This is a genomic window from uncultured Desulfovibrio sp. (assembly GCF_944324935.1).
Classification (GTDB): domain Bacteria; phylum Desulfobacterota; class Desulfovibrionia; order Desulfovibrionales; family Desulfovibrionaceae; genus Desulfovibrio.
Genome location: NZ_CALUYG010000021.1, coordinates 1 through 26761, shown reverse-complemented (window position 1 = coordinate 26761; position 26761 = coordinate 1). Strand labels below are relative to the sequence as shown.

General features: G+C 63.2%; 20 protein-coding genes and 1 tRNA gene. 16 read left to right on the top strand and 5 right to left on the bottom strand.

The features are described from left to right. Positions 1-42: 42 nt before the first annotated feature. Entirely contained in the window at positions 43-1947 is a 1905-nt protein-coding gene (locus Q0J54_RS06410; RefSeq protein WP_296304635.1) for a sigma 54-interacting transcriptional regulator, read from the bottom strand. Between the two features lie 276 nt (positions 1948-2223). Between Q0J54_RS06410 and Q0J54_RS06405 the strand changes: the two genes are divergently transcribed. The 7 genes from Q0J54_RS06405 to Q0J54_RS06375 all read left to right on the top strand — a co-directional run bounded on the left by Q0J54_RS06405 (position 2224) and on the right by Q0J54_RS06375 (position 9254). Continuing rightward, entirely contained in the window at positions 2224-2604 is a 381-nt protein-coding gene (locus tag Q0J54_RS06405; protein WP_296304634.1) for a RidA family protein, read from the top strand. A 10-nt stretch (positions 2605-2614) separates the two neighbouring features. Continuing rightward, complete coding sequence (locus Q0J54_RS06400) at positions 2615-3727, top strand: FAD-binding oxidoreductase (protein WP_296304633.1); 1113 nt, start codon at positions 2615-2617, stop codon at positions 3725-3727. 29 nt (positions 3728-3756) lie between these two features. Beyond that, positions 3757-4074: a (2Fe-2S)-binding protein gene (locus Q0J54_RS06395; protein ID WP_296304632.1), complete on the top strand. Its 318-nt coding sequence runs from the start codon at positions 3757-3759 to the stop codon at positions 4072-4074. Beyond that, entirely contained in the window at positions 4071-5483 is a 1413-nt protein-coding gene (locus Q0J54_RS06390; RefSeq protein ID WP_296304631.1) for an FAD-dependent oxidoreductase, read from the top strand. The genes Q0J54_RS06395 and Q0J54_RS06390 overlap by 4 nt, the downstream gene beginning before the upstream one ends. 61 nt (positions 5484-5544) lie before the next feature. Next, positions 5545-6978, top strand: coding sequence for a sodium:solute symporter (locus Q0J54_RS06385; RefSeq protein ID WP_296304630.1), 1434 nt, complete (start codon positions 5545-5547; stop codon positions 6976-6978). A gap of 212 nt (positions 6979-7190) precedes the next feature. Continuing rightward, positions 7191-7907 carry an aspartate/glutamate racemase family protein gene (locus tag Q0J54_RS06380; protein ID WP_296304629.1) on the top strand — a complete coding sequence of 239 codons (717 nt, stop codon included), beginning with the start codon at positions 7191-7193 and terminating at the stop codon, positions 7905-7907. Positions 7908-8237: 330 nt separating this feature from the next. Beyond that, the gene (locus Q0J54_RS06375; protein WP_296304628.1) at positions 8238-9254 is read left to right on the top strand and encodes a CapA family protein; all 1017 of its coding nucleotides are present in this window, start codon (positions 8238-8240) and stop codon (positions 9252-9254) included. A 234-nt stretch (positions 9255-9488) separates the two neighbouring features. Here Q0J54_RS06375 and Q0J54_RS06370 read toward each other — a convergent pair whose 3' ends face one another. The 3 genes from Q0J54_RS06370 to Q0J54_RS06360 all read right to left on the bottom strand — a co-directional run bounded on the left by Q0J54_RS06370 (position 9489) and on the right by Q0J54_RS06360 (position 11580). Next, entirely contained in the window at positions 9489-9992 is a 504-nt protein-coding gene (locus Q0J54_RS06370) for a MucR family transcriptional regulator (protein ID WP_296304627.1), read from the bottom strand. A 362-nt stretch (positions 9993-10354) separates the two neighbouring features. Continuing rightward, positions 10355-10852, bottom strand: coding sequence for a tRNA (N6-threonylcarbamoyladenosine(37)-N6)-methyltransferase TrmO (gene tsaA, locus Q0J54_RS06365; protein WP_296304626.1), 498 nt, complete (start codon positions 10850-10852; stop codon positions 10355-10357). A gap of 38 nt (positions 10853-10890) precedes the next feature. After that, positions 10891-11580 carry a phenylalanine--tRNA ligase beta subunit-related protein gene (locus Q0J54_RS06360; protein WP_296304625.1) on the bottom strand — a complete coding sequence of 230 codons (690 nt, stop codon included), beginning with the start codon at positions 11578-11580 and terminating at the stop codon, positions 10891-10893. Positions 11581-11867: 287 nt separating this feature from the next. Between Q0J54_RS06360 and pgl the strand changes: the two genes are divergently transcribed. From pgl to Q0J54_RS06335, 5 genes are all read left to right on the top strand, one after another. Next, positions 11868-12614 (top strand): 6-phosphogluconolactonase, encoded by a 747-nt coding sequence (gene pgl / locus Q0J54_RS06355; RefSeq protein WP_296304624.1) that lies wholly within the window; start codon positions 11868-11870, stop codon positions 12612-12614. 62 nt (positions 12615-12676) lie between these two features. Then, positions 12677-13183 (top strand): adenylyl-sulfate reductase subunit beta, encoded by a 507-nt coding sequence (gene aprB, locus Q0J54_RS06350; protein ID WP_296304623.1) that lies wholly within the window; start codon positions 12677-12679, stop codon positions 13181-13183. Continuing rightward, a complete protein-coding gene (gene aprA, locus Q0J54_RS06345) occupies positions 13180-15174 on the top strand; it encodes an adenylyl-sulfate reductase subunit alpha (protein ID WP_296304622.1) in 1995 nt (664 codons plus the stop codon). The genes aprB and aprA overlap by 4 nt, the downstream gene beginning before the upstream one ends. Positions 15175-15239: 65 nt before the next feature. Then, positions 15240-15315 (top strand) — tRNA-Ala (locus Q0J54_RS06340). Positions 15316-15881: 566 nt separating this feature from the next. Continuing rightward, on the top strand, positions 15882-18533 hold the full coding sequence (locus tag Q0J54_RS06335; RefSeq protein ID WP_296304621.1) for a hypothetical protein: 2652 nt from the start codon (positions 15882-15884) through the stop codon (positions 18531-18533). Positions 18534-18651: 118 nt separating this feature from the next. Here Q0J54_RS06335 and Q0J54_RS06330 read toward each other — a convergent pair whose 3' ends face one another. After that, positions 18652-18957 (bottom strand): Ada metal-binding domain-containing protein, encoded by a 306-nt coding sequence (locus Q0J54_RS06330; protein WP_296304620.1) that lies wholly within the window; start codon positions 18955-18957, stop codon positions 18652-18654. A gap of 432 nt (positions 18958-19389) precedes the next feature. Between Q0J54_RS06330 and Q0J54_RS06325 the strand changes: the two genes are divergently transcribed. From Q0J54_RS06325 to Q0J54_RS06310, 4 genes are all read left to right on the top strand, one after another. Next, entirely contained in the window at positions 19390-20781 is a 1392-nt protein-coding gene (locus Q0J54_RS06325) for a sensor domain-containing diguanylate cyclase (protein ID WP_296304619.1), read from the top strand. 146 nt (positions 20782-20927) lie between these two features. Beyond that, on the top strand, positions 20928-22943 hold the full coding sequence (locus tag Q0J54_RS06320; RefSeq protein WP_296304618.1) for a flagellar hook-length control protein FliK: 2016 nt from the start codon (positions 20928-20930) through the stop codon (positions 22941-22943). A 24-nt stretch (positions 22944-22967) separates the two neighbouring features. Further along, positions 22968-23852 (top strand): flagellar hook assembly protein FlgD, encoded by an 885-nt coding sequence (locus Q0J54_RS06315; protein WP_296304617.1) that lies wholly within the window; start codon positions 22968-22970, stop codon positions 23850-23852. A 76-nt stretch (positions 23853-23928) separates the two neighbouring features. After that, on the top strand, positions 23929-26460 hold the full coding sequence (locus tag Q0J54_RS06310) for a flagellar hook-basal body complex protein (RefSeq protein ID WP_296304616.1): 2532 nt from the start codon (positions 23929-23931) through the stop codon (positions 26458-26460). The last annotated feature ends 301 nt before the right edge of the window (positions 26461-26761 follow it).

Sequence of the window (26761 nt, the reverse complement as noted above, 5' to 3'; positions counted from 1 at the left end):
TGCCCGCGGGAGACGTCCGCCCCCGGCTCCCCGGTCCCGCGCCTATGGCCTGTCGGCCCTGCCGCTCCGCAGCTTGCGGTACAGGGTCGGACGGCTGATGCCCAGACGGCGGGCGCACAGGCTTATATTGCCTTCGCAGGCTTCCAGCATGTCCTGGATAAGCCGCAATTCCCTTTCCGCCAGACTGCCCCCGTCGAGGATGTCCGGCGGGCCCTCTTCCTGCGCCGTCTGTCCGAAAAAGTGTTCCGGCAGCAGTTCGTTGCCTTCGGCCAGATGCATGGCCCGCTCCACACGACTTTCCAGCTGCCGGATATTGCCCGGCCAGGCATAGGCAAGCAGCGCCTGGCATGTCCTTTCCGGCAGCGGGAGCACAGGACGGTCCAGCAGTTGCGCCTGACGGCGGATGAAATGCCCGGCCAGCAGGAGGATGTCCTCCGGGCGCTCGCGCAGGGGCGGGATGTCGATGGTCAGCGTGCTGATGCGGTAATACAGGTCTTCACGGAACTTGTGATCGGCGATGGCCTGCCGCAGATCCTTGTTGGTGGCGGAAATGATGCGCAGATTGACGGCAATGGTCCGCAGGCCGCCCACCCGCCGTATCTCCCCGGATTGCAGCACCCGCAACAGCTTGACCTGCATGTCGAACGGCATGTCGCCTATCTCATCCAGAAACAGCGTCCCGGAATCGGCCAGCTCCAGCTTGCCGGGCCGTCCGCCCCGCTGTGCGCCGGTAAAGGAGCCCTCCTCATAGCCGAAGAGCTCGCTTTCCAGCAGCTCCTTGGGGATGGCGGCGCAGTTGAGCGCCACGAAAGGCTGATGGGCCCGCTTGCTGCTGTTGTGGATGGCTTGGGCAAAAAGCTCCTTGCCGGTCCCTGTTTCGCCATACAGCAGCACCGGCGCGCTCCCCCCCGCCGCGATGCGGGCATGGTGCACGGCAAGGCGCAGCGTTTCGCTCTTGCCGAGGATGGCATCAAAGGTGAAATGGGCGACGTTGCCGGTGACCTCCACGGCCATGCGCATGACTTCCTTGCGCTCCTGGATGGTCAGCAGGCCCCCGACCACCTCTCCGCCCGGCATGCGCAACGGATCAAGCGAGACGAAATGGATGGCGCCCGACTGCCTGGCCGCGGCCTCCTTGGCCCGTAAACTGCTGCCCGAGGCCAGGCAATGCAGCAGCTCCCCGGACTCCATGTAGCCGTTGAGCGCCTGCCCCTCACAGGCGGCGGGCAGCCCCAGCAGACTACGGGCACGCCGGTTGCATTCGGCTATGCGCCCATCGGGCGTGATGGTGACGATGCCGCGCGAGTCCGCGTCGATGATGGCCCGCAGAGACTGCCGCTTGATGGCCAGCTCGCGGAAACGGCCGCGCTCGCGCAGCTGGGCCCGCACGGTCTCCGCCGCCTGCCGTACCAGCCCCAGCGTGTGCACATGCATCCTGCTGGACTGTCCGCTCAGGGACAATGCCCCCAGCACTTCCGTGCCGTCCGGCGAGAAGATGGGCGCGCCCGCGTTGCTGATGTCCCGCGCCGGCACGGAATACATGAGCCTGCCCGGCAGGAAGACCGGGATGCGTTCAGCCAGCGCAAGGCCGATGGCGCATGTGCCCACATCCCGCTCCGTCCAGCGGTAGCCCGGCAGGCAGCGCCTGCGCGTAAAGTGGTCCATGAGGTCGGCATCGCCCACCACATAGAGGACGTATCCCTCCCCGTCGGCAAGGGCCATGCAGAAGCCCGTATCCTTGAGCAGACGATACAGGCTGTCTATCTGTTCCCGCGCCAGTAGGAAAAATTCCTGCTGTGCGGCGATCCGGCGGCGCAGGGCGGCCGGACCGATCCGCGTCATTTCGGGAGCGCCGTCATGCAGGGGATCGATGCCGTAGGCGGCGGAACGGGCAAGCGAACGCCTGATGACGGCATCCAGCTCGGGCAGGAAGGGGGTTATCTGCATAGCATGTAACATCCTGAAACAGTGTTTCATAACATTACACTACGTGCCCGATGAGCGCAAGCTGATAAAATCACTGTCATGTTTTCTTTTTTTACGGCCGTGTCCGGCATAGAAGTGTAATAAAATATTACATATTCTGGACAATCTCGCCCGACAAGCCGTGCGGTAAACAGTATAACATATTGAAAATAAATAAGAAAACAAAAAAGGCACACCCCTTGCTTTTCCCGCAGACAAAGTAGCGGCAGGCGCTGACGCCTGCAAAAGGAGTATGCCATGTCCATTCAACGCTTCGGAACCCCGACCGCACCGGGCGCCCTGCCCTTTTCCAAGGCTGTCGCCGCCGACGGCTGGCTGTACGTCAGCGGTCAGGTCCCCCGTGATGCCGACGGGGAGATCATCAGCGGCAGCATCAGCGTCCAGGCGCGCGTCACCCTCGACAATCTCCAAAAGGTCCTTGAGATGGCGGGATACAGCCTCAACGATGTGGTGCGCGTCACCGTCTACCTGGACGATCCCCGGGACTTTGCCGGCTTCAACAAGGTCTATGCCCGGTATTTCACGGCGGAACACGCCCCGGCCCGCGTCTGCGTCCAGGCATCCATGATGAGCGATCTGCGCGTGGAAGTGGATTGCGTGGCGTACAAGAAGCCCTAGGGGGAACCTCATGGCAACGCATGCACAGGATATCCTGATCGTGGGCGGCGGCATAACCGGTGTGGCGCTGGCCTACGGCCTGGCCGGCTCCGGTCGTCGCATCACGGTACTCGATCGTCAGACGCCCACCAACCGAGCCTCGCGAACCAATGTCGGGCTCATCTGGGTGCAGTCGAAATTCCTGCATCTGCCGGACTACGCCCGCTGGGGCTTTTTGTCCTCCCGGGCCTATCCCGAACTGGTGAGCGAGCTGGAGGCCCTCACCGGCCTGCGTATCCCCGTGCAGTTCCGGGGCGGACTCATCCCCGTGCTGAGCGAGGCGGAATACCAGCAGCGCGGAGAGTATATCGACAAGCTGCGCGACACGCTGGGCGAATACCGCGGCAACATGATCGACCGCGCGCAGCTGGACGCTCTGCTGCCCGGCATACGCTTTGGCAGAGAAGTCGTCGGCGCGGCCTGGTGCGAGGAGGACGGCGTCATCGACCCGCTGGCGCTGCTGCGGGCCTTTCGGGAGGCGCTGCCGCGCAAGGGCGTCGAACTCCTGGATCGCGACGTGCTGGATGTGCAGCCGTACGACGGCGGTTACCGCGTCACCACCGACAACGGCATCTACGAGGGCGGCACGCTGATCCTGGCCGCGGGGCTGGCCAACAGGCGCTTTGCCCGCTTCGCCCTGCCGTCGCTGCCGGTCTATCCCGACCTGGGGCAGGTACTGCTGGTGGAGCGCCTGCCCTATGTCATGCCCATCCCGGTGCTGGGGGCCACGCAGTCGTTCGGCGGTACCGTCATCCTCGGTTTCCGGCACGAAAATGCCGGCCACCGGATGACCATCGAACAGAAAGGCGTTTCCGGCGAAGGACAGTGGGCCATGCGCGTCTGGCCCGAACTGGCCGGCAAGCGCGTCATCCGCGCCTGGACGGGGCTGCGCGTCATGCCCAACGACAGCATGGCCATCTACAGCCGCCTGCCCGGTCATGCCAACGCCTATCTCATCAACACGCACAGCGCCGTCACCATGGCGGCCGCGCATGCCCGCCTCCTGCCCCCCTTCCTGCTGGGCGGCAATCTCCCGGAAACGGCCCGCGGCATGACGCTGCAACGCTTCGGCTTCACCTGTTAGCGCGGTTTGACCTGCAAAGGAGAGCAGAGATGAGCAACACCCCCGGTAAAACCGTGCATATCATCGTCAACGGAACGTCCGTCGAGGTCCCCGAAGGCGTCAGCGTGGCGGCTGCGGTGCTCGGCCACAGCCATGAACGGCATTTTTACGAACACAGCCTGGACGGCAGCAAACGCGCCCCGTGGTGTCTCATGGGCGTCTGTTTTGAATGCATGCTGGAGATCGACGGCAGGCCCAATGTGCAATCCTGCATGGTGCAGGTGGCCGAAGGCATGGTGGTCAACACCCAGAAGCGCCCCGCCGTTCCCGGAGAAAACGGCCTTTCGGATCAGGGAGACAGGGCATGAACGTCACTAATTTCGACTGCATCGTCATCGGCGCCGGCCCTGCCGGGCTGGCGGCCGCCTGCGCGGCCCGGGACTGCGGGCTGGAAGTGGCCCTGCTGGACGAGCAGGCCGCTCCCGGCGGTCAGCTTTTCCGTAATGTGGAATCCCCCCTTGCCCAGCGCCTGCTGGATGAGAAGGACAGGCGAACCGGACTGGATCTGGTGGCCCGCTTCCGCGCCGGCGGCACGGATTACCGTCCGCATTCGACGGTCTGGGCCATCGACGGCACGGCCGTGAGCTATTCCCGTAACGGCGTATCGGAACGCATCACCGCCTCGCACATCATCCTTGCTCCCGGCGGCATGGAACGTCCCGTGCCCTTCCCCGGCTGGACGCTGCCCGGCGTCATGGGCGCGGGCGGCATGGACATTTTGCTGCGCTCGGACTGCCTGCCGCAGCTCAGCCGGCAGGAGCCCGTCGTGCTCTGCGGCAACGGCCCGCTGCTGCTCCTGCTGGCCTGCCATCTGCTGGATGCCGGAGCCCCCGTGGCCGCCTGGCTGGATACGGGCGATACCCTGCGCCGGCTGGCCGCCCTGCCCCACATGCCCGCCGCCCTGGGCGACCGGCCCTACCTGGCCAAGGGGCTGCGTATGGCACGGCGCGTCCTCTCCTCCGGCATCCCCATCATCCGCAACGTACGCAGCCTGCGGGCCGAAGGAGACGGCCATGTGGAGCGTGTCCGCTACACGGACGGCAAGGGCGAACACAGCCTGCCCGCCGGTATGCTGCTGCGGCATGAGGGCATCATCCCCCGCACGCATATCCCCAATGCGCTGGGCCTTGCCATGACCTGGGACGAGGTGCAGCGCTGCTGGCATCCCACCACGGACATCCGCGGCCGCACGAGCTGCGAGCATATCTCCATCGCCGGCGACAGCGCCTATGTGCACGGCGGCGACGCCAGCCTGCTCAAGGGGACGCTGGCAGGCATCGACGCGGCACGCCGCCTGCACGTCATCAGCGAAGCGGAGGCCGATCACAGGAGCGCCGGGACACTGCGGGAACTGCGCCGGCTGGAGTGGGCCCGCGGCTTTTTGCGCCACATCTTCGCCCCGCATCCCGACATCTTCGCCGTACCGGACGATACCATCATCTGCCGTTGCGAGAACGTCAGCGCCGGCGACATCCGTGCCGCCGTGCGGGAAGGCTTCACCAACGTCAACGAGATCAAGCGCTTCACCCGTTGCGGCATGGGGCCATGCCAGGGACGCATGTGCGGCCCGGCGCTGGCCGAACTGGCCGCCCAGGCCTCCGGCCTGCCTCCCCGCCAGGTGGACATGCTGCATGTGCGCATGCCCTTCCGCCCCGTCCTGCTCAATGAATACTGCACGCTCAATGGCCTCGGCTACGAGGAGAATCATACAGCGTAACCGCGTCCGTGAACAAGGAAGAGGTTTTCCCCAGCTACGACAGCATTTCAGGAGGTTCCCCATGCCCATTCATTGGCTAGACTATTCCATCATCATCCTTTACTTTTTCGTGATCGTCTACATCGGCTGGTGGTCCATGCAGAAAGTTTCCAGCTTTGACGATTATGCCGTGGCCGGTCGCGGCATGCCGCTCGCCATCTTCTTTGCGGCCATCGCCGCCACTCTCTGCGGGGGCGGCGCCACCATCGGTCGCGTGGCCTATATGCACACCACGGGCGTCGTGGTCTTTGCCGGGCTCATGGGCGTGGTCATCAATCAGATCATTTCCGGCCTCTGCATTGCCGGACGCGTCCATTCCATCCCCAACGTCTACACGGTGGGCGACCTCTGCGGCATGTATTACGGCCGGGCCGGCCGCCTCGTTTCCAGCGTCGTCTGTTTTCTGTTCTGTCTCGGCCTGTTCGGCGTGCAGATCCTGGCCATGGGGGCCATCCTGCAGACGGCCACCGGCATAGACCTCATCCCGGCGGCGCTCATCTCCTCCGCCATCACACTGGCCTATACCTGGGCCGGCGGCATGCTGGGCGTCACCATGACCGACGCCATCCAGTACGTCATCATTGTTGTGGGGGTGAGCCTCTGCGGCTATCTGGGCATCGAGCGGGCCGGCGGCTATGACGCCATGATCGCTCAACTCCAGTCCATGCCGCAGTATGTGAACAACCTCAAGCCCTTTGCCGACTGGGGCGTCATCCAATTCGCCGGCCTGTTCTTCGGCTTCCTGTTCGGGGAATTCTGCGCCCCCTACTTCATCCAGCGCTATGCCTCCACCAAGTCCGCCAAGGACAGCAAGACCGGCGTGCTCATCTTCTCGGTACACTGGCTCTTCTTCCTCGCCACCACCGCGGGCATCGGCCTTGCCTCCATGGCCCTGCAACCCGACGTCAAGCCCGACCTGGCCTTCACCAACCTCATCCGCGACGTGCTGCCCATCGGCGTCACCGGCATTGTGCTGGCGGCCCTGCTGGCGGCGGTCATGTCCAGCGCCGCGGCCTTCATCAATACGGCCAGCGTCGCCTATACGCGCGACATCTATAACAAGTTCATCCATCCCGGCGCGTCGCAACAGGAGATGCTGCGTCAGTCCCGGCTGTCCACCCTGCTGGTTGGCGGCGGCGCCATCGTCGTAGCCATCCTCTTCCAGGATGTTTTCGGCCTCATGCTCTACATCTTCAAGTTCTGGCCGTCCACCGTGCTGCCGCCGCTGCTGCTGGGCATCTTCTGGGGCAAGGTCTCGCCCCGTGCCGGCGCGCCGGCCATGGTCGTCGGCGGTCTGGCCTTCCTCATCTGGAGCGACAAGATCCTCGGCGAACCCTTCGGCATCCCGGCCAACCTTGTGGGCATCAGCCTGAACTGCCTGACGCTCTTCCTCGTCCACCAGATGACCAAGCGGTCCGTGCCGACCTCCGGCGCCTATGCCCCCGAAGTTCTGTAGGAGACGCTCACCATGCACGAATTCTTCAAGATATTCATCCTGCTTTCCTTTGCCCTCAATATTGCCTGCGGTGTCTGGGTCCTTTTCGGCATCCTTCAATGGATACGCGAGCTGAAGCACAAGACCCGGTAGAAGAGGCAAGGGGAGCGCCGCTGACGCCTCTTGCGGCGCTCCCCCGCTTTTCCCCATCACTGTGACAGGAGAAAACCAGCATGATCCTTCAGGGCGGAAAACTCTACTACGACACTCCGGTCGGCATCCTTTGCCTGGATTCGCAGTTCCCCAAACCGCGCGGTCATCTGCGTAATCCGCTGACCTATCCTTTCCCCACGGTGCAATATCTCATCCGCGGCGTGGACGTGCCCCGCATGCTCTTCAACCCCACGCCGGAACTCATCGAACCCTTTCTGAAAGGCGCGCGCGAGCTGGAACGTCAGGGCGTACTGGCCATTGCCGGCTCCTGCGGCTTCATGGCCCGCTTCCAGCAGCGCATAGCGGCCGAAGTGCGGATACCGGTGCTGCTTTCCAGCCTTGTGCAGCTGCCTCTTCTGCGCCTCCTGCACGGTGAGAGCGCACGCATCGGCGTACTGACCGCCAGTGCGGCCTCCCTGACGCAGGATCACTTCGGCAACTGCATGACCGACATGCAAAGCGTTTGCATCCAGGGCATGGAGAACAATCCCGAATTTGCCGAGACCATCCTGCAAAGCAAGCGTACCAGCCTCGACCTGGACCGTCTGCAAAGGGAGGTCGTGGACACGGCGGCGGCTTTCGTCGCCAGCCAAAAGCTGGACGCCCTTCTGCTGGAATGCACGGACCTGTCCGCCTTTGCCGCTCCCGTACAGCGGGCCGTCGGCATACCCGTCTATGACATCAACACCCTCGTGGCCTATGCGGCTTCAGCCGTCGTCCGCCACGACTATCTGTAAGCGCAACGCTTTCCCGGGCGGCGGATACCCCCTTTCGCCCCCGTCCTCCACGGGCTTTCCCTCTCACGCGGGAAAGCCCTTTTTCCTTACCGCAGTTCCCGTGTGAGACGTGTTGCGCTCCCCCCATACGAGATCTGACGTTTCGCGGAAAAAACGCGGCGTTCCGCCTGGGTCGGGCCTGGCGGCGCCGTACCGCCGCCTCGCGTCATGCCTTTTGCAAAGGCAAAATGCTCCGGCAGGAAAGACTTGCCTTGATCGCCCAAGTATGCAAGAGCAGACAGACGGACGTTGCCGTTGTTGCGCCCTCTCACCTTTTCGTGCCCGGTCGCCATGCCCTCTTGCCGCCGCTCCTCCCTTCTGCTCGTCATCCTCCTTTTCCTGTGTCCGCATCCGACGTATGGCCGCGCTCTGGAGATCCTGGCAGCCGGCGACGTCATCCTCGGCGGCGGCATGCGGGATGTCCCTCCGCCTTCCAGCCTCATCGCGCCGGAGGCCCGCCGCCGCATCGAACAGGCCGATGTCTTCCTCTGGAACTGCGAAAGCGCCGGCCCGTCATCCGTCTCCAAGGACAACCTTTACGTTTTCCATGCCGACGCGACCTTTTTTCCTGAGATGCGCTTTGCCAACGGCGCAGCCTGTACCGCCAACAACCATGTCTTCGACGGCTATGAGGAGGGGGCCCGGACCCTGCTGCAACTGCTGGAGCAAAGCGGCATTCCCCAGAACGGCCTGCATCCGCGCGGCCGGTATGCGCCGCTGCCGCTCGCGCCCGCAAGCCCTGTCCCCGTCTACCTGCTGACAGGTTCGCCCATGTCCCAGCGCGGGAGCGGCCCGCAGATCGTCACCCTCAACTATCCCCTGCTCCGGCAGTGGATCCATGCCCTGCGGCAGGCCGTACCGGAAAGCCTCATCATCGTCTACTCCCATGACGGCATGGAGACGCAGCTTGCGCCTACGCCCCGGCAACGCCAGTGGGCAACCATTTTTGCCGCCGCCGGAGCCGATGTGCTGCTGTTCGCGCACAGCCACCTCTACGGCGGGGTGGAGATCCTTCAGGACAGCCCGCGCAGAACGCTGGTGGCCTGGAGTCTGGGCAACTTCCTTTTCGGCGGCAACCGCAAATGGAAAAACCACAGGGACGTCCGGCTGCTGCGCATCCGCATCAACCCGGACGACGGCAGCAAGGACGCGGTCTGGCTGCTGGGCCACACGCAAAACTGGCGGTTTTCCTTTTATCCGGCCCGCGGCGTCCAGCAGGGTTTTCCAGACCGCCATCCTGTCGGCGGACATGACGCGCGGGAGCGGGGCATGGCGACAGGGGCGGGACATCCGTCACTGTCCCGCTGAAAGAACGGACAGCGTACCGCGCAGGGGGCCATTTCGCCCCGGCGCAGCCCGCCTGCGACCGGCGGATGACGAAAAGCGGACGAGACGATATGGAAAAGCCCCCTTTTGCCGCACGCAAAAGGAGGCCGTCGCACACGCCATGATCCGCCCTGCCTCGTGGTCGGAACGCATGCGCGTTCCCTCCGCAAAAACCGCGTATTTTCCCGGAAGAAGGCGGCAAAAAGCGGTCTGCCGTCAGGAAGCGCTCTCTTCCTTCTCCTTCAGGTTCTTCATGCGCACCTGCTGGGCCCGCTGGACGTTATGGAGCATCTTTTGTTCGAACTTGCCGGACATGAGCTTCTGATCCTCGGCATATCCGCACAATCTCTTGTATTCCTCCACACTGATGCCGTGCTGTGCCAGATGCCGGGACGTCAGGGAGGAGCTTTCCTTGCCGCAGAGACAGCACTTGATGAAGTCCTCCGTTATGGCTTCTTCCGGCTTGCAGATCAGATCCTTACGGCCGAACTTTTTCCGCCGCGGAGCTTCCTCCGCGTTTTCCGCTTCCGGTGCGGGCATTGCCCCCGCCCCCTGCGGAGAGATCCTTGCGGGCTCATCCGCCGGCATGCCCGCCAGTCGGCGTTCGATATCCATGCTCATGCGTTTGGCGATCTCATACTGAGCCATGATGAATTCAACAGGTTGATCATTGAATCGTGCAAAAACAGCATTGAGGATATCCTTGTCATCAAGAGCCATATTCACTTCTCCTCTTCTTTTTTTGCAAAGGTTACATAGACAATGTTGAATCTCAAGTATTTTTTGGAAAATAATTTTTTTTAAAAAAAGTATTCCTTTTTGAAGAAAAACGCTCCTGATGCAAAACCTCTTTTATCCGCAACATGACAACTCAGGCTGGCACGACGATAAATACACACAAGAATGTATGTTTTTCCGCATCCCCCATTCCTATGGGGGACGCCATTCCGTGCACGGCTTTTCCGCCGGCTGCCAGAAAAAAAGAAGAGAAAAAAGATGACGAAACAGAACGGCAGGCGACGCGGGATGCCCCGGGACGCATGCGCGCTGCGGCCATCGCGGAGCGCGAGCCCCGCCGATGATCAGTCAGTGCCGGCGGGGCAGTCACGGCGGCCCCGGATGCGGGCGTCCGCCTCGTCCACCTCGTCCTGCCAGCCGTTGCGCGTGGCGGTCAGACAGTCGAATCGCCGGGAATAGGGCTTGATGTCCAGCAGAGGCGTGCCGTCCAGGATGTCCAGCGCCCCCACATGCAGGATGTTCCCTTCCACCCGCAGGAGCGGCACGATGCTCATGCCGATGGGGTTGGGACGGCAGGGCGCGCGTGTGGCGAAGATGCCGCGCTCCACATCCTGCAGGAAGGGCTTGACCGTCAGACGGGGCTCACCGGCCCTGTCCAGGACATAGATCAGATAGATATGCGAATAGCCGTCCAGATCCCGCAGCCCGGGGGCAAAGGCGGGAAATACTTCCACCGTGCCGGGGAAGTCGGCGGCATAGACGGGCTGAATGGGCGTTTGTGCGGCCAGATGATGCCGGCTGCGGACGATGCCGATGGGCTGAAAGGAAAAGGCCTGCTGCATGGCTGCTCCTGCACGGACGCGTGCCCGCGGCCCTCCGCTCAGGACCGGGAGACTTCCCCCTGCACCACGAACGGCGCGACCAGAGGACGACTCTGCGTATAGGCGGCGAAATGACCGGCCGTCAGAGCCAGGGCCTCCTCCAGACGTTCCAGGGTGGAAAAACCGTAGATGACGGTCAGGCAGGCGGCCGTCGTTGCGGTGATCATGGCGCGCGTTGAATCGCTGGTCGCGCCGCCGAACGGCCCCTGCTCATCCGCGAGCAACGGCAGGTGACAGAGGTCGATGCTGTCCTTGCCGATGCCGGCATAGGCTTCGCCCTCCCGGCCAAGGCGCAGCACGATGTCGCCGCTGATGGCGTTGAGATCGTAGGAGCCGATGGAAAAACCCGTTTCCAGGGAGGCGAGGTTGTTGGCGTCCACGATGCTGTTGATGCGGTAAAGCTCCTTGCCCTGCCGGATGCGGCGGTACAGGGCCTCCGAAGAGATGCGGCAGCGCCCGGGATCCTTGCCGAAGGCCTTGTAGGCGGCGCGGGACTCCCGCAGGTTGGGGATGTCCGCCAGCGGCGTCGTTTCAAGCATATGCCGCAGGAAGGGGGCGATCACGCCGCCAAGATAGGTCTGCAGATCCTCACGGGACTCCTCCACCGTGACCATATGGGCAAGGCAGCCCAGCCGTGTGTGCGGGCAGCGCTCCAGCAGGGCGGGGTCGATATGAATGGCGGGCAGCATGGGCATCTCCTGGATAGACGTGCAGCGCAAGGGCCCGTTGCGCGCGGCATGCGCATGCCGGACACGGCGCTGCCCTTTCGGTCCTTTTACGTCATCAGGCATATGGCTTCAACAGGAAATGCGACGGCAGGCCGGCACAAAGCTCCCATCACGGCCGGCGGCATTCGCCGGAGCGGCCCGTCTTCCTCCTGCCATGTCGTCCGAAGCCGGCCAAACGCCCCAAAAAAGCCTTTTCTCCACCTGCGGCCTGTGGCATACTCGCCTCCGTAACAGAAGGAGTCCCCCTTATGCAAGCTCGCAGCCGTTCCATACATCTTTCCGTACATATCCATAAAAATCCGGCCGCCATGGCCGAACGCGCCGCACACATCCTGGCCGCCGCCTGTGAGGAGGCGGTCAGTGAACGCGGCGTCTTCAAGATAGCCCTGTCCGGCGGACAGACCCCCATCCCGCTCTTTCGTCTGCTGACCGCCCATGACTGGGCGGATCGTCTGCCGTGGGACAAGATCACCTTTTTCTGGGTGGACGAGCGCTGTGTCGGGCCTGATCACCCGGACAGCAATTACGGCCTCGCCCGGCGCGAGATGCTCTCGCATCTGCCGGTAACGCACTTTTTCCGCATGCGCGGCGAACTTGACCCCGTCAAAGCCGCCGCCATGTATGAGGAACAGATCCGCGCTGATTTCAACATCGGCCCCACAGAGGTCCCCCGCTTCGACTTCATGCTGCTGGGAGTCGGCGATGACGGCCATACGGGCTCCATCTTCCCCAACTCCCCCGCGCTGGTGGAGCGCAGACGCCTTGTCATCGACCAATATGTGCCGGAACGCAAGGCCGACCGCCTGACGCTGACCCTGCCGGTCATCAACAACTCCCGCTGCTGCATGTTCCTCGTCACCGGCAAGGAAAAGCACGCCGTGCTGAGCAAGGCCCTCAACCTGCTGGATGAACCGACCCTGCCCGCCCAGTTCGTGCGGCCCACGGTCGGCGACCTTATCTGGGTCGTGGACGAAGCCGCCGCCACCGGCGAGTAACAGCCCGTTCCCCTTCGCGGCGCGGAATGCCCGACGGTTTTTCTTTTTACACAGGAGCCGCCATGCCGACCTATGTCGATCCCGCCAAATGCGACGGCTGCAAGGGTGGTCAGCGCACCGCCTGCATGTACGTCTGTCCCAATGACCTCATGCTGCTGGACAGCACGAGCATGAAAGCCTTCAACCAGGAACCGGACGCCTGCTGGGAATGCTATTCCTGCGTCAAGATCTGTCCGCAGGGGGCTATTTCCGTCCGTCCCTATGCGGACTTTGCCCCGCTGGGCGGCGTCTGCCTGCCCCTGCGCGGTTCGCAGCAGATCTCCTGGACCGTCCGCTTCCGTAACGGTTTGCAGAAACGCTTCAGCTTCCCCATCCGCACCACCGCCGAAGACTCCATCGAGCTGCCCGCGGCTCTCGGGCCGGATGCCTCGCTGGAAGACAACCGCCTGAGCACGGAAGAAGCCCCGGCCGTCCTCCCCGCCCCTGCCGCTCCGGTACGGGCCACGGTCAGCGAGCCGGACAAACAGCGCATATTTCGGACCCACAGCCCCCGCCGGGAGGAAGCATGAGCCATACCGCATCCCACCAGCAGGCCGGCCTGCCGCTGGCCGCTCCCGACATCATCGAACACGATCTGGACATGCTCATCATCGGCGGCGGCATGGGCGCCTGTGGCGCGGCCTATGAAACCGTGCGCTGGGGAGACCGCCACGGCCTGAAGATGCTCATGGTGGACAAGGCCGCCCTGGAACGCAGCGGCGCCGTGGCGCAGGGCCTGTCCGCCATCAATACCTATCTCGGCGACAACAGCCCGGAAGACTATGTGCGCATGGTGCGTACCGACCTCATGGGCCTGGTGCGCGAAGACCTCATCTATGATGTGGGCCGCCATGTGGACGACTCCGTCCATCTTTTCGAAGACTGGGGCCTGCCCTGCTGGATCAAGGGGGATGACGGCCACAACCTGGACGGCGCCGAGGCCAGGGCTGCCGGGAAATCCCTGCGCAAGGGCGACAAGCCCGTACGCTCCGGCCGCTGGCAGATTATGATCAACGGTGAATCCTACAAGTGCATCGTGGCGGAGGCCGCCCGCAAGGCGCTGGGACCGGAACGCATCCTCGAACGGGTGTTCATCGTCCGCCTCCTGACGGACAAGGACAACCCCGGGCGCATCGCCGGGGCGGTGGGCTTCAGCGTCCGGCGTAATGAAGTACACGTCTTCCGGGCCAAGGCCGTTCTGCTGGCCGCCGGCGGCGCGGTGAACGTCTACCGCCCCCGCTCCTGCGGCGAGGGACTGGGCCGGGCCTGGTATCCCGTCTGGAACGCCGGTTCCACCTACGCCATGAGCGCCCAGATCGGCGCGGAAATGACCATGATGGAAAACCGCTTCGTGCCGGCGCGCTTCAAGGACGGCTACGGCCCCGTGGGCGCATGGTTCCTGCTGTTCCGGGCCAAGGCCGTCAACGCCCTGGGCGACGATTATTGCGAGAACAACAAGGGCATGCTGCGCCCCTATGAGGAACGCGGCTACGCGCGCGGTCATGTGGTCCCCACCTGTCTGCGCAACCACATGATGCTGCGGGAGATGCGCGAAGGCCGCGGCCCCATCCTCATGGACACCCGTACGGCCCTGCGCAATACCTTCGCCTCGCTTGACGAAAAACAGCAGAAAGCACTGGAAAGCGAGGCCTGGGAAGATTTTCTGGACATGTGCGTGGCCCAGGCCAATCTCTGGGCCAGCACCAATACCGCGCCGGAAGAACGCGGTTCGGAGATCATGCCCACCGAGCCTTACCTCCTGGGCTCGCATTCGGGCTGCTGCGGCATCTGGGTCTCCGGGCCCGATGAAGACTGGGTCCCCGCGGAGTACAAGATCCGGGCCGCCAACGGCAAGGTCTACAACCGCATGACCACCATCGAGGGCCTGTTCACCTGCGGCGACGGCGTGGGCGCTTCGGGGCACAAGTTCTCCTCCGGGTCACATGCCGAAGGCCGCATCGCCGGCAAGCAGATGGTGCGCTGGTGTGTGGACCATGCCGGCGAAACGCCCGTGCCCGCACAGACGCCGCAGGCCCTGGCCGACATGATCTATGCGCCGTGGCGCACCTTCGAGACCTACAAGGACGCCACCACCGACATTGAGGTGAACCCTCACATGCTCACGCCCCGTCACTTCATGCTGCGGCTTATGAAATGCACGGACGAATACGGCGGTGGCGTGTCCACCTTCTACATCACTTCGCAGGCCATGCTGGAACGCGGTTTCGAGCTGCTGGACATGCTGGAGGAAGACTCCGCGCGCCTGGCCGCCCGCGATCTGCACGAGCTCTTGCGCTGCTGGGAAAACTACCACCGCCTCTGGACGGTCCGCCTGCATATGCAGCATATGGCCTTCCGGGAAGAGACCCGCTACCCCGGCTTCTACTACCGCAGCGACCACATGCCGCTGGACGACGCCGCCTGGAAATGCTTCGTCAACTCCGTACATGATCCGAAAAGCGGGGAAACGCGCCTCTTCAAGCGTCCCTACATCCAGCTTGTCCCCGAGGCGAACGGTTAGCGGGAAAAAAGATTGACACGCTCCCGCGTTTCGGCTAGATATCGTTCTTGTGTGAACGCACAAAAGGGGAAGTAGCTCAGCTGGGAGAGCATCGCCTTCGCAAGGCGGGGGTCGGGAGTTCAAGTCTCCTCTTCTCCACCAGAATGCACAAGGGGGCACGGTCAAGCGCCGTGACCCCTTCTTTTGCTGCCGTCCCTCACCACCGTCTCGCCCTGTCGGCTTGCGCATGCTGCCGGACGCGGATCGCCCGCCATCTCCTCGGCGGCCGGCAGCCTGGCTGTCCCCCATGAACGTGGGACATGCGTGTTCGCGGATTGCAATGCCCGCGCAGTGTTGGCATGACGCGTACCATGTGACCTGCGCTGCCTGGAGACCGGCAACGGCGTGACGTGGAGCGACGCACGTCTCGTTCCCTCTCCTGCGTGCCGCCCCCCTGCCGCGGTCGACCGCATGGACGCAGCACAACGTATCTTTTTATATAAATGTTGCTTTCTTGCGAAAGTGATCGTATACTTTTTTTGAAAGACTTCTCCGTATGATGCTTCACATGGGCCGTGTCCTCTTTGCCGGGAAACGCGACGGGACGCTGCGCGGCAGTCTCACCAATGGCAGCCGCCACGACGACGCTGCGTTTCAGGTCAATCCCTTACGCGCAGGAGGTCGATATGCCGCACTGCTGTCGTGTTCATGGATGTGGATCCGGGATCGTGCTGTCACTGCTGCTTCTGCTGGGCGGTTCCGCACTCCCCCGGGCACAGGATATGGTGGGCGACGGTGAGCTGACGATCTCCGGCGGCAGCTGGAATTACGTCTACGGGCTGAGAGAACAGCCGCGCACCGGTGATGCCCAGGCCGAAGGAGCCCGCCTCACCATCAGCGGCGGTTCGATCGACAGCAGCATTTACGGCGGCTATGCCCGCAGCGCCGGCGGCACGGTGCGGGCCGGCAGCAATATCGTCACCATCAGCGGCGGTTCGATCGGCAGCAGCATTTACGGCGGCTATGCCCGCAGCGACAACGGCACGGCGCAGGCCGGCAGCAATGCCGTCACCATCAGCGGCGGCCTGAGCGGCGACAGCCCCGACATCTACGGCGGATACGCCCACAGCGGGACGAGCGCCAGTGCCGCAGGCAATTCCCTGACCCTGCGCGGACCGCTCGAGCTGGGGGCGTGGGCATCCGCTTACGGCGGGTATGCGTATGCCGATGGCGGCGACGACGGCCTGTTCATGACGGCAAACAACCGGGTGAGCCTCGACGGCACAGCCCATCTGCTCCAGGTGTTCGGCGGCAGAGTCAGCGCCCACAGCGCCAAAGCGGCGGTCGCCGCCGCCTACGGCAACATTGTCAGCATCGCCGGAGGGAGCGTGGACGAACTCTACGGCGGCTCGGCTGCCGGCAAGGGCTCGGCCGAGGCCTCCGGCAACACGATCAGCATCTCCGGCGGCTCGGTCACGGCGACCGTCGGCGCAAGCGCCTTCAGCGCGGGGGGCGACGCCGTGGCCGACGGCAATGTGATCTCCATAACCGGCGGCGACCATGAAAATATCATTGCCGCATCGGTGCAAAGCAACGCCACGCGGGCTTCCGCCACCGATAACGCGATTTACCTGAGCGACACCACCGTCACCAATGTTACGGGCGCGTATTCAACCAATACCGCCGTGCCGTCCTTTCTGCAGGGCAACACCATCGTGGTGGGCAGCGGGGCGCGGGTGACGGGCGCGGTCCACGGCGGCGACGCTCGGGACACAAACGGCAGCAGCAGCGCCAGCGACAACACCATCGCCGTGGTGGAAGGCGGCCGGGTGGACGGCGATCTGGTGGGCGGCATGCTTGCCGGAGCCGGAAGCGCCTCGTACAATACCCTTCTGGTCAATAACGGCAGCGTCAACGGCGATATTTACGGCGGACAGACAGGCGCAGGCGGCAGCGCGACCGGCAACAGCATCATCATCGGCCGTCAGGCGACGTTGCCGGCAGGCATCCGGCTTTTCGGCGGCGAGGTCGGCGGTAAGGCCGTGGCCGCGCGCGGCAGCGGCAATACCCTCTTTGTGGACAGCTGGCAGGGGACGGTCGCCCGTGCGGCGGGTTTCGCCAACCTGCATTTCGTCCTTCCGGCGCCGGGGACAGCGGCGGCGGGCGTCCCCATGCTGACCGTGAGCGGCGCGCAGAACGACGACTTCGACGGCACGACGGTCACGGCCCAGTTGCCGGACATCATCACCGGCGGGAACGTTCACCTCGGCGAGACCTTCGAGCTCGTGCATGACGACAGTCAGGCCATCGCCAAGGCGGACGTTTCCAGCCTCATCAGTCTGCAGCAAGGCTACGCCGTCCTGTATGACGGGGCCATCTTCCGCAATGACGACTCCATCTATATCCGCATCGACGGCTCCCGCGCCAACCCCCTTGCAGGCGCGCTGACCGAGGCCCGCATCGGGGCCGCGGGCATGCTCAATCAGGGCGGCGATCTGCTTGCCGGCGCGGGCGTGCGCGAGGCGCGTGCCGCCGCACGGAAGACGGATACCACGGGATGGGCGGCCTTTGCGACTCTTTACGGCGGCGCGGCGAGCCTGACGACGGATACCGACGTGACGACACAGGGCATGTCCCTCGTGACCGGTCTTGCCCGGCATGGCGAAACGGCATGGATGGATATGCTGGTGGGCGCATTTTTTGAAATGGGCTACGGCAACCTGAACACATCGCGGGAAGCGGCGGGCGAAACCATAACGGGCAATGGCGACACCCACTACACAGGCGGCGGGCTGCTCGCACGCATCGACCTTACCCAGGGGCTTCTGCGCGGCCTTTACATCGAGGCCAGCGGCCGCGCCGGGCAGGTGAATACCTCCTGGTACAGCGACGACCTGCAGGACAATATGGATCGTCCCGCGGACTACGATCTCGTCACTCCCTATTATGGCGGCCACGCCGGCCTGGGCTGGCTCCTGCCGCTGAGCGAGGACTGGACGCTGGACGTGTACGGCAAGTATCTCTTCGCCCATCAGGACGGGCAGGACACGACCATCCACGGCGACACCATCCACTTTGACGCCGTGGACTCCTCGCGCGTGCGGCTGGGGGCCCGGCTTGAAGGGGATATCCTCCCCTCCGCTTCCGTCTACATGGGAGCGGGCTGGGAATACGAAAGTCTCGGGACGGCCCGCGCGACCTCCCGGAGCAGCGATATCCGCATCCCTTCCACCAGCATGGCGGGCAGCAGCGCCCTTTTTGAGCTGGGGCTTGCCGTGACGCCGCAAACCGCGCCGCTGCGGCTGGATCTGGCACTGGAGGCGGCCGCCGGCACGCGCCGCAGCATCGGCGGCCGCCTCCAGCTGGTCTATACGTTTTAGCGCGCTTTTTCCATGGAAAAAGGCAACACACGAGGCGAAGCCTCTGTCAGGGGGCGCAGGGAGCATATCCCTGCGCCCCCTCTCTTTTTTTTCACCCTCTTTCCCGGCAGCGGCGCGGCTACGCGCCCCCCTTGCCGCCGCAGGTCTTGCACGGACGGTACCCGGCGGCACCGGCCTCCTCCGCCGTCTTGAAGACTTTGCTTGCGCCCTTGCTGTTGTAGTAGCGGCACGACGGCAGGTGATAGACCTTGCTGCCCGGATTGCCGTGTATCTGCTGACCGGCGGCCTCGCGTGCGGCCGGGGCGGCCCCGGCGGCGGGCGCGGGTCCGGAAGGAGCGGGCGCGGCCTCCTGCGCGGCGGGAACAAGGCAGGGGGACGTCAGCAGGGCGAGTGCCGCCAGAGTGGCCAGAACGTGTTTTTTCATACGTGAACTTCCTCTTTTTCATATGGCGTTGACGGGCTGTGCCGCCGGATATGGCGGTTTCAGGCCCCATGACGGTGGAGCATATACCCAAAGCCGCGGACTGTCAGCCGGGCATACAGCCCCTCCCCGGGATCCGCCCGAAGATGGCGCGCCCTCCTTCTTTCCGCCATATTGCCCGACATCCCCCGATATTATCCCCACTGGTTCCGAAAAAGCTGTCCATCCGCCCCACATCTGGAATTGACTTGACGCTTCCGGAAGATTAGCATACCAGCAAGTTTTTTCTCCAGTATGACCCATATCGAGAACGACAGGGAGTGGCATCGCGATGGTCAGACGCTCTCCGCAAAAAACATGGAATACTGATGCCCGGCGGCTGCATGCCAAGAGAGAGAGAGAGAGAGAGAGAGAGAGAGAGAGAGAGAGAGCGCTATGTGCCGAAGCTTCTTTCATGAGACGCCATGCCTTGCCGGACCAGAGGCAAGCCTTTCCGATATCGTCGCCTCCTCTCTAGACGGCATTGCCTATGTCAACGATATCGAGACGTACGAAGTCCTCTGGCACAACGAAGTCTGTCTGCGATACTTCCCCGCCGGGCAAAAACTGATCGGACGGAAATGCCATCAGGTCTTCCAGGGGCTGGACGCTCCCTGTCCCTTTTGTCCAACGCCGAAGCTTACCCACTCTTCATTTTATGTCTGGGAACACCATAACGCGCATCTGGGAAAAACCTTTCGCGTCAAAGACAAGCTGATCTCTTTCAGGGGCAGGCCGCTCCATCTGGAATTCGCCACCGACATCACCGACCTCCGCAATGAGAACGCCGCTCTCCAGACCAAGCTTGACATGGCGGATGCCCTTGTGGCTTGCGTGCGGACGCTGCTGAGGGACGAGGAGTTCGGCAAGGTCGTGAACAATGCCCTCCAGCTGGCCGGGCAGCTTTACAAGGCGGATCGCTGCTATGTCTTTGAGGTGCGGCTGAGCGCCGCGAATGAGGCCATCGTCGCCAATACGCATGAATGGTGCGAGAAAGGCGTCACTCAGGAAAAGGGTGGGATGCAGCACGTCCCGTATGCCGTTTTCGCGCCGTGGTTCGCCGCGTTCCAGAGGCAAAACCACGTATCCGTCGGCGACCTTGAAGCCATCCGGGACGCTCACCCCGATCTGTACGCCTTGCTCAAACCCCAAGGCATCGTCGGGATCTACGTGGTCCCGCTCCGCATCAAGGGGGTGCTTACCGGCTTTGTCGGCGTGGACAATCCCCGCGCCAACAGCCATGACCTCTCTCTGCTGCAATCCCTTGCCCACTTCATCGGCGAAGCCATATCCAGGGATCAGGTTATCCAGGGGTACGCCATGCGCGGCCTGCGGGACGGCCTGACCGGTCTGGCCAACCGCAACGCCTACCTCGATGCCTGCCAGGCCTTTTCCGCGGCCCCGGCGCGCAGGGTGGGCATCATATTTATCGATCTCAACAATCTCAAGGAGGTAAACGACACTCTCGGCCATGAGGCGGGCGATGCGTTCATCCAGGGCATGAGCGCCATCTTCACCCAATATTTCCGCAGCGAGGACATCTTCCGCATCGGCGGGGACGAATTCGTCTTTATCTGCAAGAACATCCGTGAGGATACCTTCCAGCTCAAGCTGGAAAACATGCGCAAGGAATGCGAGGCCGCCTATCCGGGCGGGCTGGCTCTGGGCTTTCTCTGGGAGGAAGCCCCCCGCGACATCGCCGAGATCGTCCAGCGGGCCGACAAGCTCATGTATCAGGAAAAGATGCGCATCAAGGCGAGGCTGTCCCGAGAGCGGCCCGCGAACTGAGGGGAGCCGCCTGACGGCCGGACAGGCTGTTTTTGCCGGGAAAGCCTTGCCGTCTCCCCGATTTTTTTCACGACAACCCCACGGAATAAAAAAATCTGTCAAAATTGGCATACTCCTTGAATATAAAGGGGCACAAGGAGTCTGCCATGCAAATTCTTCCTTCCGATTACAGCATCCTGCCGCAGGACACGGGCGCAGCCGTCGCGGCGTCCGCCTCCGGCAACTTTGCCGGCATTTTCCAGAATTCGTTCAATTCCGACGAAACCGACCCGGTGGCGAACTTTCTGGAATCCGTGCACTCCGCCATCAATGCCGTCAATCGGGGTGAGGCCGAGAACGTCAAGGCAGCCCTGGACGATGATGAGAACACCGGCCCGCTGGTGGACGCGCCCTACAGCCGCCATACGCTCAACGGCGTGCTCTACACGCTGGATGAAGTGACCTTCACCAAGAAGGAACTCCAGGAACTGCGCGCCTCCCTCGTCAAGGCCGGCGCGCCGGAAGACGCCCTGAGCGGTCTCGACGCTCTCATACAGGCGCCCGACGGCGCCATGCTGGCGCAGGTCATGGCCAGTCTGCACCTGAACAGCACGGTCAAGCTCAGCGACAGCGACATGGATACCCTCACCGGCCTGCTCAATCAGATCGATCCTTCCGGCGAGCTGGCAGCCAGCTCAATGGATCTCATGCAGCAGGGCAAGGGCCTGCAAGCCCTCGCGCTCATCCAGCGCACCTTCAATGACGCCGCCCACAACGGCACCATCGACATTTCCCGTGAGGATATGGCGACCCTGGCCAAGGGCCTCGGCCTGCCCGAATCCGTCCAGCAGCAGCTCCAGAGCATGTTCGGCAATGCCGGCGGCCTGCGCTGCAACAGCGATCAGTTCGGCAACCTTATGAATCCCGCGCGCGCCTATCTCGGCGAGCGGGAAAGCAAGCAGGCCAAGCTGGATGAAGCCGCCGCCCAGACGGTACGGCAGGTCGTCAGAAAGGCCCGCGAGCGCATGGACAAGGAAGCGCAGGCCGAATCCCTGCAAAGCCGTGAAGTGCAGCAGAGCAAGGCCATGATCGACCGCACGGTGCAGAAGCAGACCCGCGAGAATCTGGAAGCCGCGCTTGACGCTTCCCAGAAGGAAGCCGCCGCGCGCGAACAGGCCGCCCGCTTCAGCGAAGCCGGAGGCCGCAGTGCCGACGCTCGCCAGAGCGCCGTCATCAACAAGACGGACAACGGGCTTTCCGCCACCGGCATGGGCAAGGCCGGCGCGGATGAGCATACGGCCCGGGCCAACGCCCGCCGCGGCGATGCGGCCGACACTACCGGCCTGAGCATGCGGTACGGCGAACACAGCGAAGCCGCCGCCAATGAAGACGGCCTGCGTCGTCTCCAGCTGGCCAGGCAGGGCCTTGCCGACGAAAGCGGCGATGCCGCCCGGACCGACGGCAAGACCGACGCCGAACGCATCGGCCTTGTGCAGGATGCCCGCCATGCGGTCGCCGCTTCCGGTGACGGACGGAAGCAGTCCGCGCAGAACGATCCTGGCGGCAATCCGCACAGCGGACAGGACAGGACGAACGATCTTTCCGCACAGTTCCTGACGGCGCGGCAGGAAACGCCCCGCTTTGAGGCGGCGCGCCCTGATGCCGCCCGGCAGGACCAGCAGGCTCCCCTTTCCCGTCAGGTGGGGCAGCAGGTGGAGGACGGCTTCCTTCAGGCCATGCGCGGCAATGTACGCCGCCTCGACGTGGAGCTGCACCCGGCGGAACTGGGAGCCATCACCCTGACCCTCACCATGCGCAATGGTGAAGTGAGCGCGAATATCCGCTCCGAAAAGAGCGAGACCGCCGAACTCGTCAGCCAGCAGCTGGAAACCATCCGTATCAATCTGGAACAGCAGGGCTTCAAGGTCGACAAGCTGGAAGTGGGCCTCCAGAATCAGCGGAAGGATCTGGCCGAAGGCAGCGCCGATCAGTGGCAAAATATGCAGCAGCACAACGCCCGACAGGAAGAAGATGCCCGTCGCGAAGAGCTCGCCCATCTGCAAAACCTTTCAACTCTGCGAAATTCAAGGCTCTACCCGGAAGAAAACGACTTGGCACAGCCTATGCATATACTTGGTGAAACGGCAAGATATGCCACCCGCTCCCTGCATGTGGTGGCCTAAGGAAACGCCGGCACGGAGTACGTCATGGCTGTCAATTCCATCACCCAGGTCAGCAACGAGTTCAGTCAGGCCCTCGCCAATCAGAGCGACAAGGGAAACAATCTGGACAAGGAATCCTTCCTGCTGCTGCTGGTCACCCAGTTCCAGTATCAGGATCCTCTGAACCCCATGGAAGACACGGAATTCATCGCTCAGATGGCCCAGTTCTCGAGCCTCGAACAGATGATGAACATGAACGAGACCATGCAGGGCATCACTGATGCCGTCAACAACCAGTCCATGTTCAATGCCACGAGCTACATCGGCAAGTATGTGACCACGTCCGGCAACGTCATCGGCAAGACCAGCTCGTCCACCACGGACGCTGATGGACAGGTCACCACCTCGTCCACCATCACGCCGTATTACTACACCTTCAACGGCGACGTCTCCAAGGCCACCATCCAGGTGTTCGACACCAACACCAACCAGGTGGTCTATACCGAGCAGCTGGGCGGCATGTCGCAGTACAACGGCGACGGCACGCTTGCGGTCTACAAGTTCGCCTGGAACGGCATGAACAGCGACGGGCAGCTTGCCGCCGACGGCACCTACAAGGTGACCGTCACCGGCGAGGACTCCAGCGGCAACCCCGTCCTTGTGGGGACCCAGCTGGTGGCCGACAAGGTGACGGACGTGCTCCGCAACGGCACGGAGATCATGTTGCGCCTCCAGGGCGGTCAGTACATGTCCCTTGGCGATGTGGAACAGGTCTCCGAAGCGGATCCGCAGATCAGCACGGTGCCCGGCGCGGACGACGACGACAAGGACGACAGCGCCTCCGGCAGCGGCGACAGCGACACCGAAGGCTCCGACGGTTCCGAAAATGCCGACGGCTCCGGCAGCTCCGACGCCAGCCAGAGCGCCTGATCAGTTTTCTTGCCACACATGGCGGTGCACGGCCGCCAGAACCATATAACCGCACGAATCAATACGGAGGAAAATCATGAGCGGTCTTTCTGCGAGTATGTGGACCAGCGTTTCCGGCCTGCTTTCTCATAGCAAGAAGATGCAGGTCGTGGGCAACAACCTTGCCAACGTCTCGACCATCGGCTTCAAGGCCCAGCGCATGGACTTCAACGACTATCTGTACACCAGCGGCGCCAGCGCCAGCGGTGCCGTGCAGATGGGCGCGGGCACCAGCGTGTACGCCCTGCTCGGCGACTTCTCGCAGGGTTCCTTTGAATCCACCAACAGCTTTTCCGACCTCGCCATCGACGGCAAGGGCTTCTTCGGGGTGCGCGACCCCAACTCCACGGCCATCAGCTACTCCCGCGCCGGGGACTTCTACTTCAATGAAAAGGGACAGTTCGTCAATCCGCAAGGCTATGTGGTGCAGGGCCGTCCCGTGGACAATACCGTGCGCCTGACCTTCAATAACGGCGTCACCGACATGGGCACCACCACCGACGTGCAGTCCGCCTATGTGGGCGGCGGTTCCCCGCAGGACGTCCTTTTCGAAAGCTGGAACATCAATGCCCAGCGCACCACCAACGTCTCCACCGCCGGCACGGGCCTGCTCAACGACATCAGCAATCAGGACAAGAGCACGTCCATGACCAGCCCGCTCACCGCCCTGTTCGACAGCTGGAACGCCAATGCCGAACCGCCCCTGGCCGGCAGCGCCTACGCGCAGTCCTCCTCCATGAAGGTCTATGACGAAGGCGGCAGCACGCACGAGCTCACCATCTACTATGACGCCGTGGCGCTGGAACGCAACAGCAGCGACGGCAGCGTGGGCTATTCGCTGGAAGGCCTGCCCGCCGGCTGCAAGGTGTACGAATATCTCGTCACCATTCCCCCGGATCAGGATATGCGCTCCTATGGTGGGGAAGATTACGATGTGCAGAGCGAATCCTGGGGCAAGGAGCCCACCCGCTTCTACAATGACCCGGTCAACGGGACCTGCAAGAATGCCGGCGTGCTGGCCAGCGGCATCCTGATCTTCGACTCCGCGGGCAACCTCATCAATCAGACGGCCTACACCTTCGGCGCTACGGAAAACCCGGACCCCAACGATCAGGTCGCGCTTAGTCCGGACAGCAAGAACGCCTGGCAGCCCACCAAGATCTCCAACAACGGCTACCCCACTTTCACGGCCAACTTCACCGGGCAGCCGCTGGCCAACAGCGTGAGCGAAACCATGACCTCCGCCACGGGCGTGACTCCCTACAGCCAGGCCGAGGAATACATCATCGAACTGAACATGGGCCTCAAGCAGGTGGCCCAGCCGGCCTGGGAAAATGCGGAAGCCAATTCCGTGCTGCTCAATGAGAACAACAAGCCCTATTTCACGGATGCCAACGGCGTAGTTCAGGAACTGGGCACGGATTCCCTTCTGGGCTACTACTATGTGTCCACGAACGGCAACTGGGCTGGGGAACTCGTCTACGGCGATGCGACAGACCCTCAAGACTGCGTTTACGGTGACCAGTACGGCTACTATACTTCCCAGACGGGTAATGATACCGACCGGATTTATGGTACTGTGGCGGCAACCAGTGGCGGCAACCAAGATATTACCGTCAGCGGCGGCAAGTATGTGGTCGTTGCCGACGATGGTACGGCATACCAGTACACTGATGGTACCAACCTGCTGAACATGGGTGCCAACAACAAGTATTACACCGTAGCAACGGCGACGACGATCACTGCGGCCCATAGCGGCGCTCAAGCCGGGGATCAGGTGTATGGTGTCTATACCGATACGTCTGGTGCATCAACCCCCCAGACGCGCGCCCTCCTGTATGATGCAGCTACAGGAACCTATTACTATAACAATGACACTGGCCGAGTCGATGTCGCCGACGGCCTGAACGATCCCAACGTAACGACCAACTATTCCGCTCCCGCTGGTGGAGCGACCATCGCGGGCGTCTACGATCATGACGGCACGACCAAGGTTGCCCCTGTGCCCATCACGCCCGCCACGGACACCAAGGGCAATACCCTTGCCAGTCTGATGACCCAGTTGAACCGCAATGCCGACGGAACCTACAGCGCCACGGTCAACCTGAACACCAATGCCGCCACCATGACGGCCGCGGAAAAGCAGGACAACGCCATCGTGGCCAACAAGGACACCTATGTGGACCAGACCGCGCAGGATGGTTACGGTTCCGGCCGCATGAGCAACATGCAGTTTGACGAAAACGGCGTCCTCTACGTCACCTACAACAACGGCGTGACCCTGCCCATGTGGCAGCTGTGCATCTACGACTTCGAAAACTATCAGGGCCTGTATCGTGAAGGCGGCAACCTCTACTCCGCCACCAGCGACTCCGGCAATGCCATGCTCGGCGTAGCGGGCGACAACGGCTTCGGCTCCCTCGTCGCCTACAGCATCGAACAGTCCAACGTGGACATGACCACCGAATTCGTGCAGATGATCGCCACCCAGCGCGGCTTCCAGGCCAACTCCAAGGGCGTCACCACCACTGACACCATGCTGGAAACCGTCATCAACATGAAGCGGTAATCCCACACAACTCCTCGGGCGGGGGGCTCACGGGCCTCCCGCCCGATCCGAGGCTTTCTCCACGATCTTCTCGCAGAGAATCCCGTTTCCTCCGTGCAGGGCGTCGGCCGTTGGGGCTGGCGCTCTTTACATTTGGCCTTTCGGGCAAAGGTTTCCCCCGCCCCCCTCCGCCGCCCGGTACGGGCAACATGCGTCGCGCGGATCTTTTTGCCGCGCTCCGGCCCGCCGTTTTTTGCCCGGCATCCGGGCCGGGTCGCCTCCCGGCGGGGGGCAGGGGGTGAGAGGGGCTGGCCCCTCTACA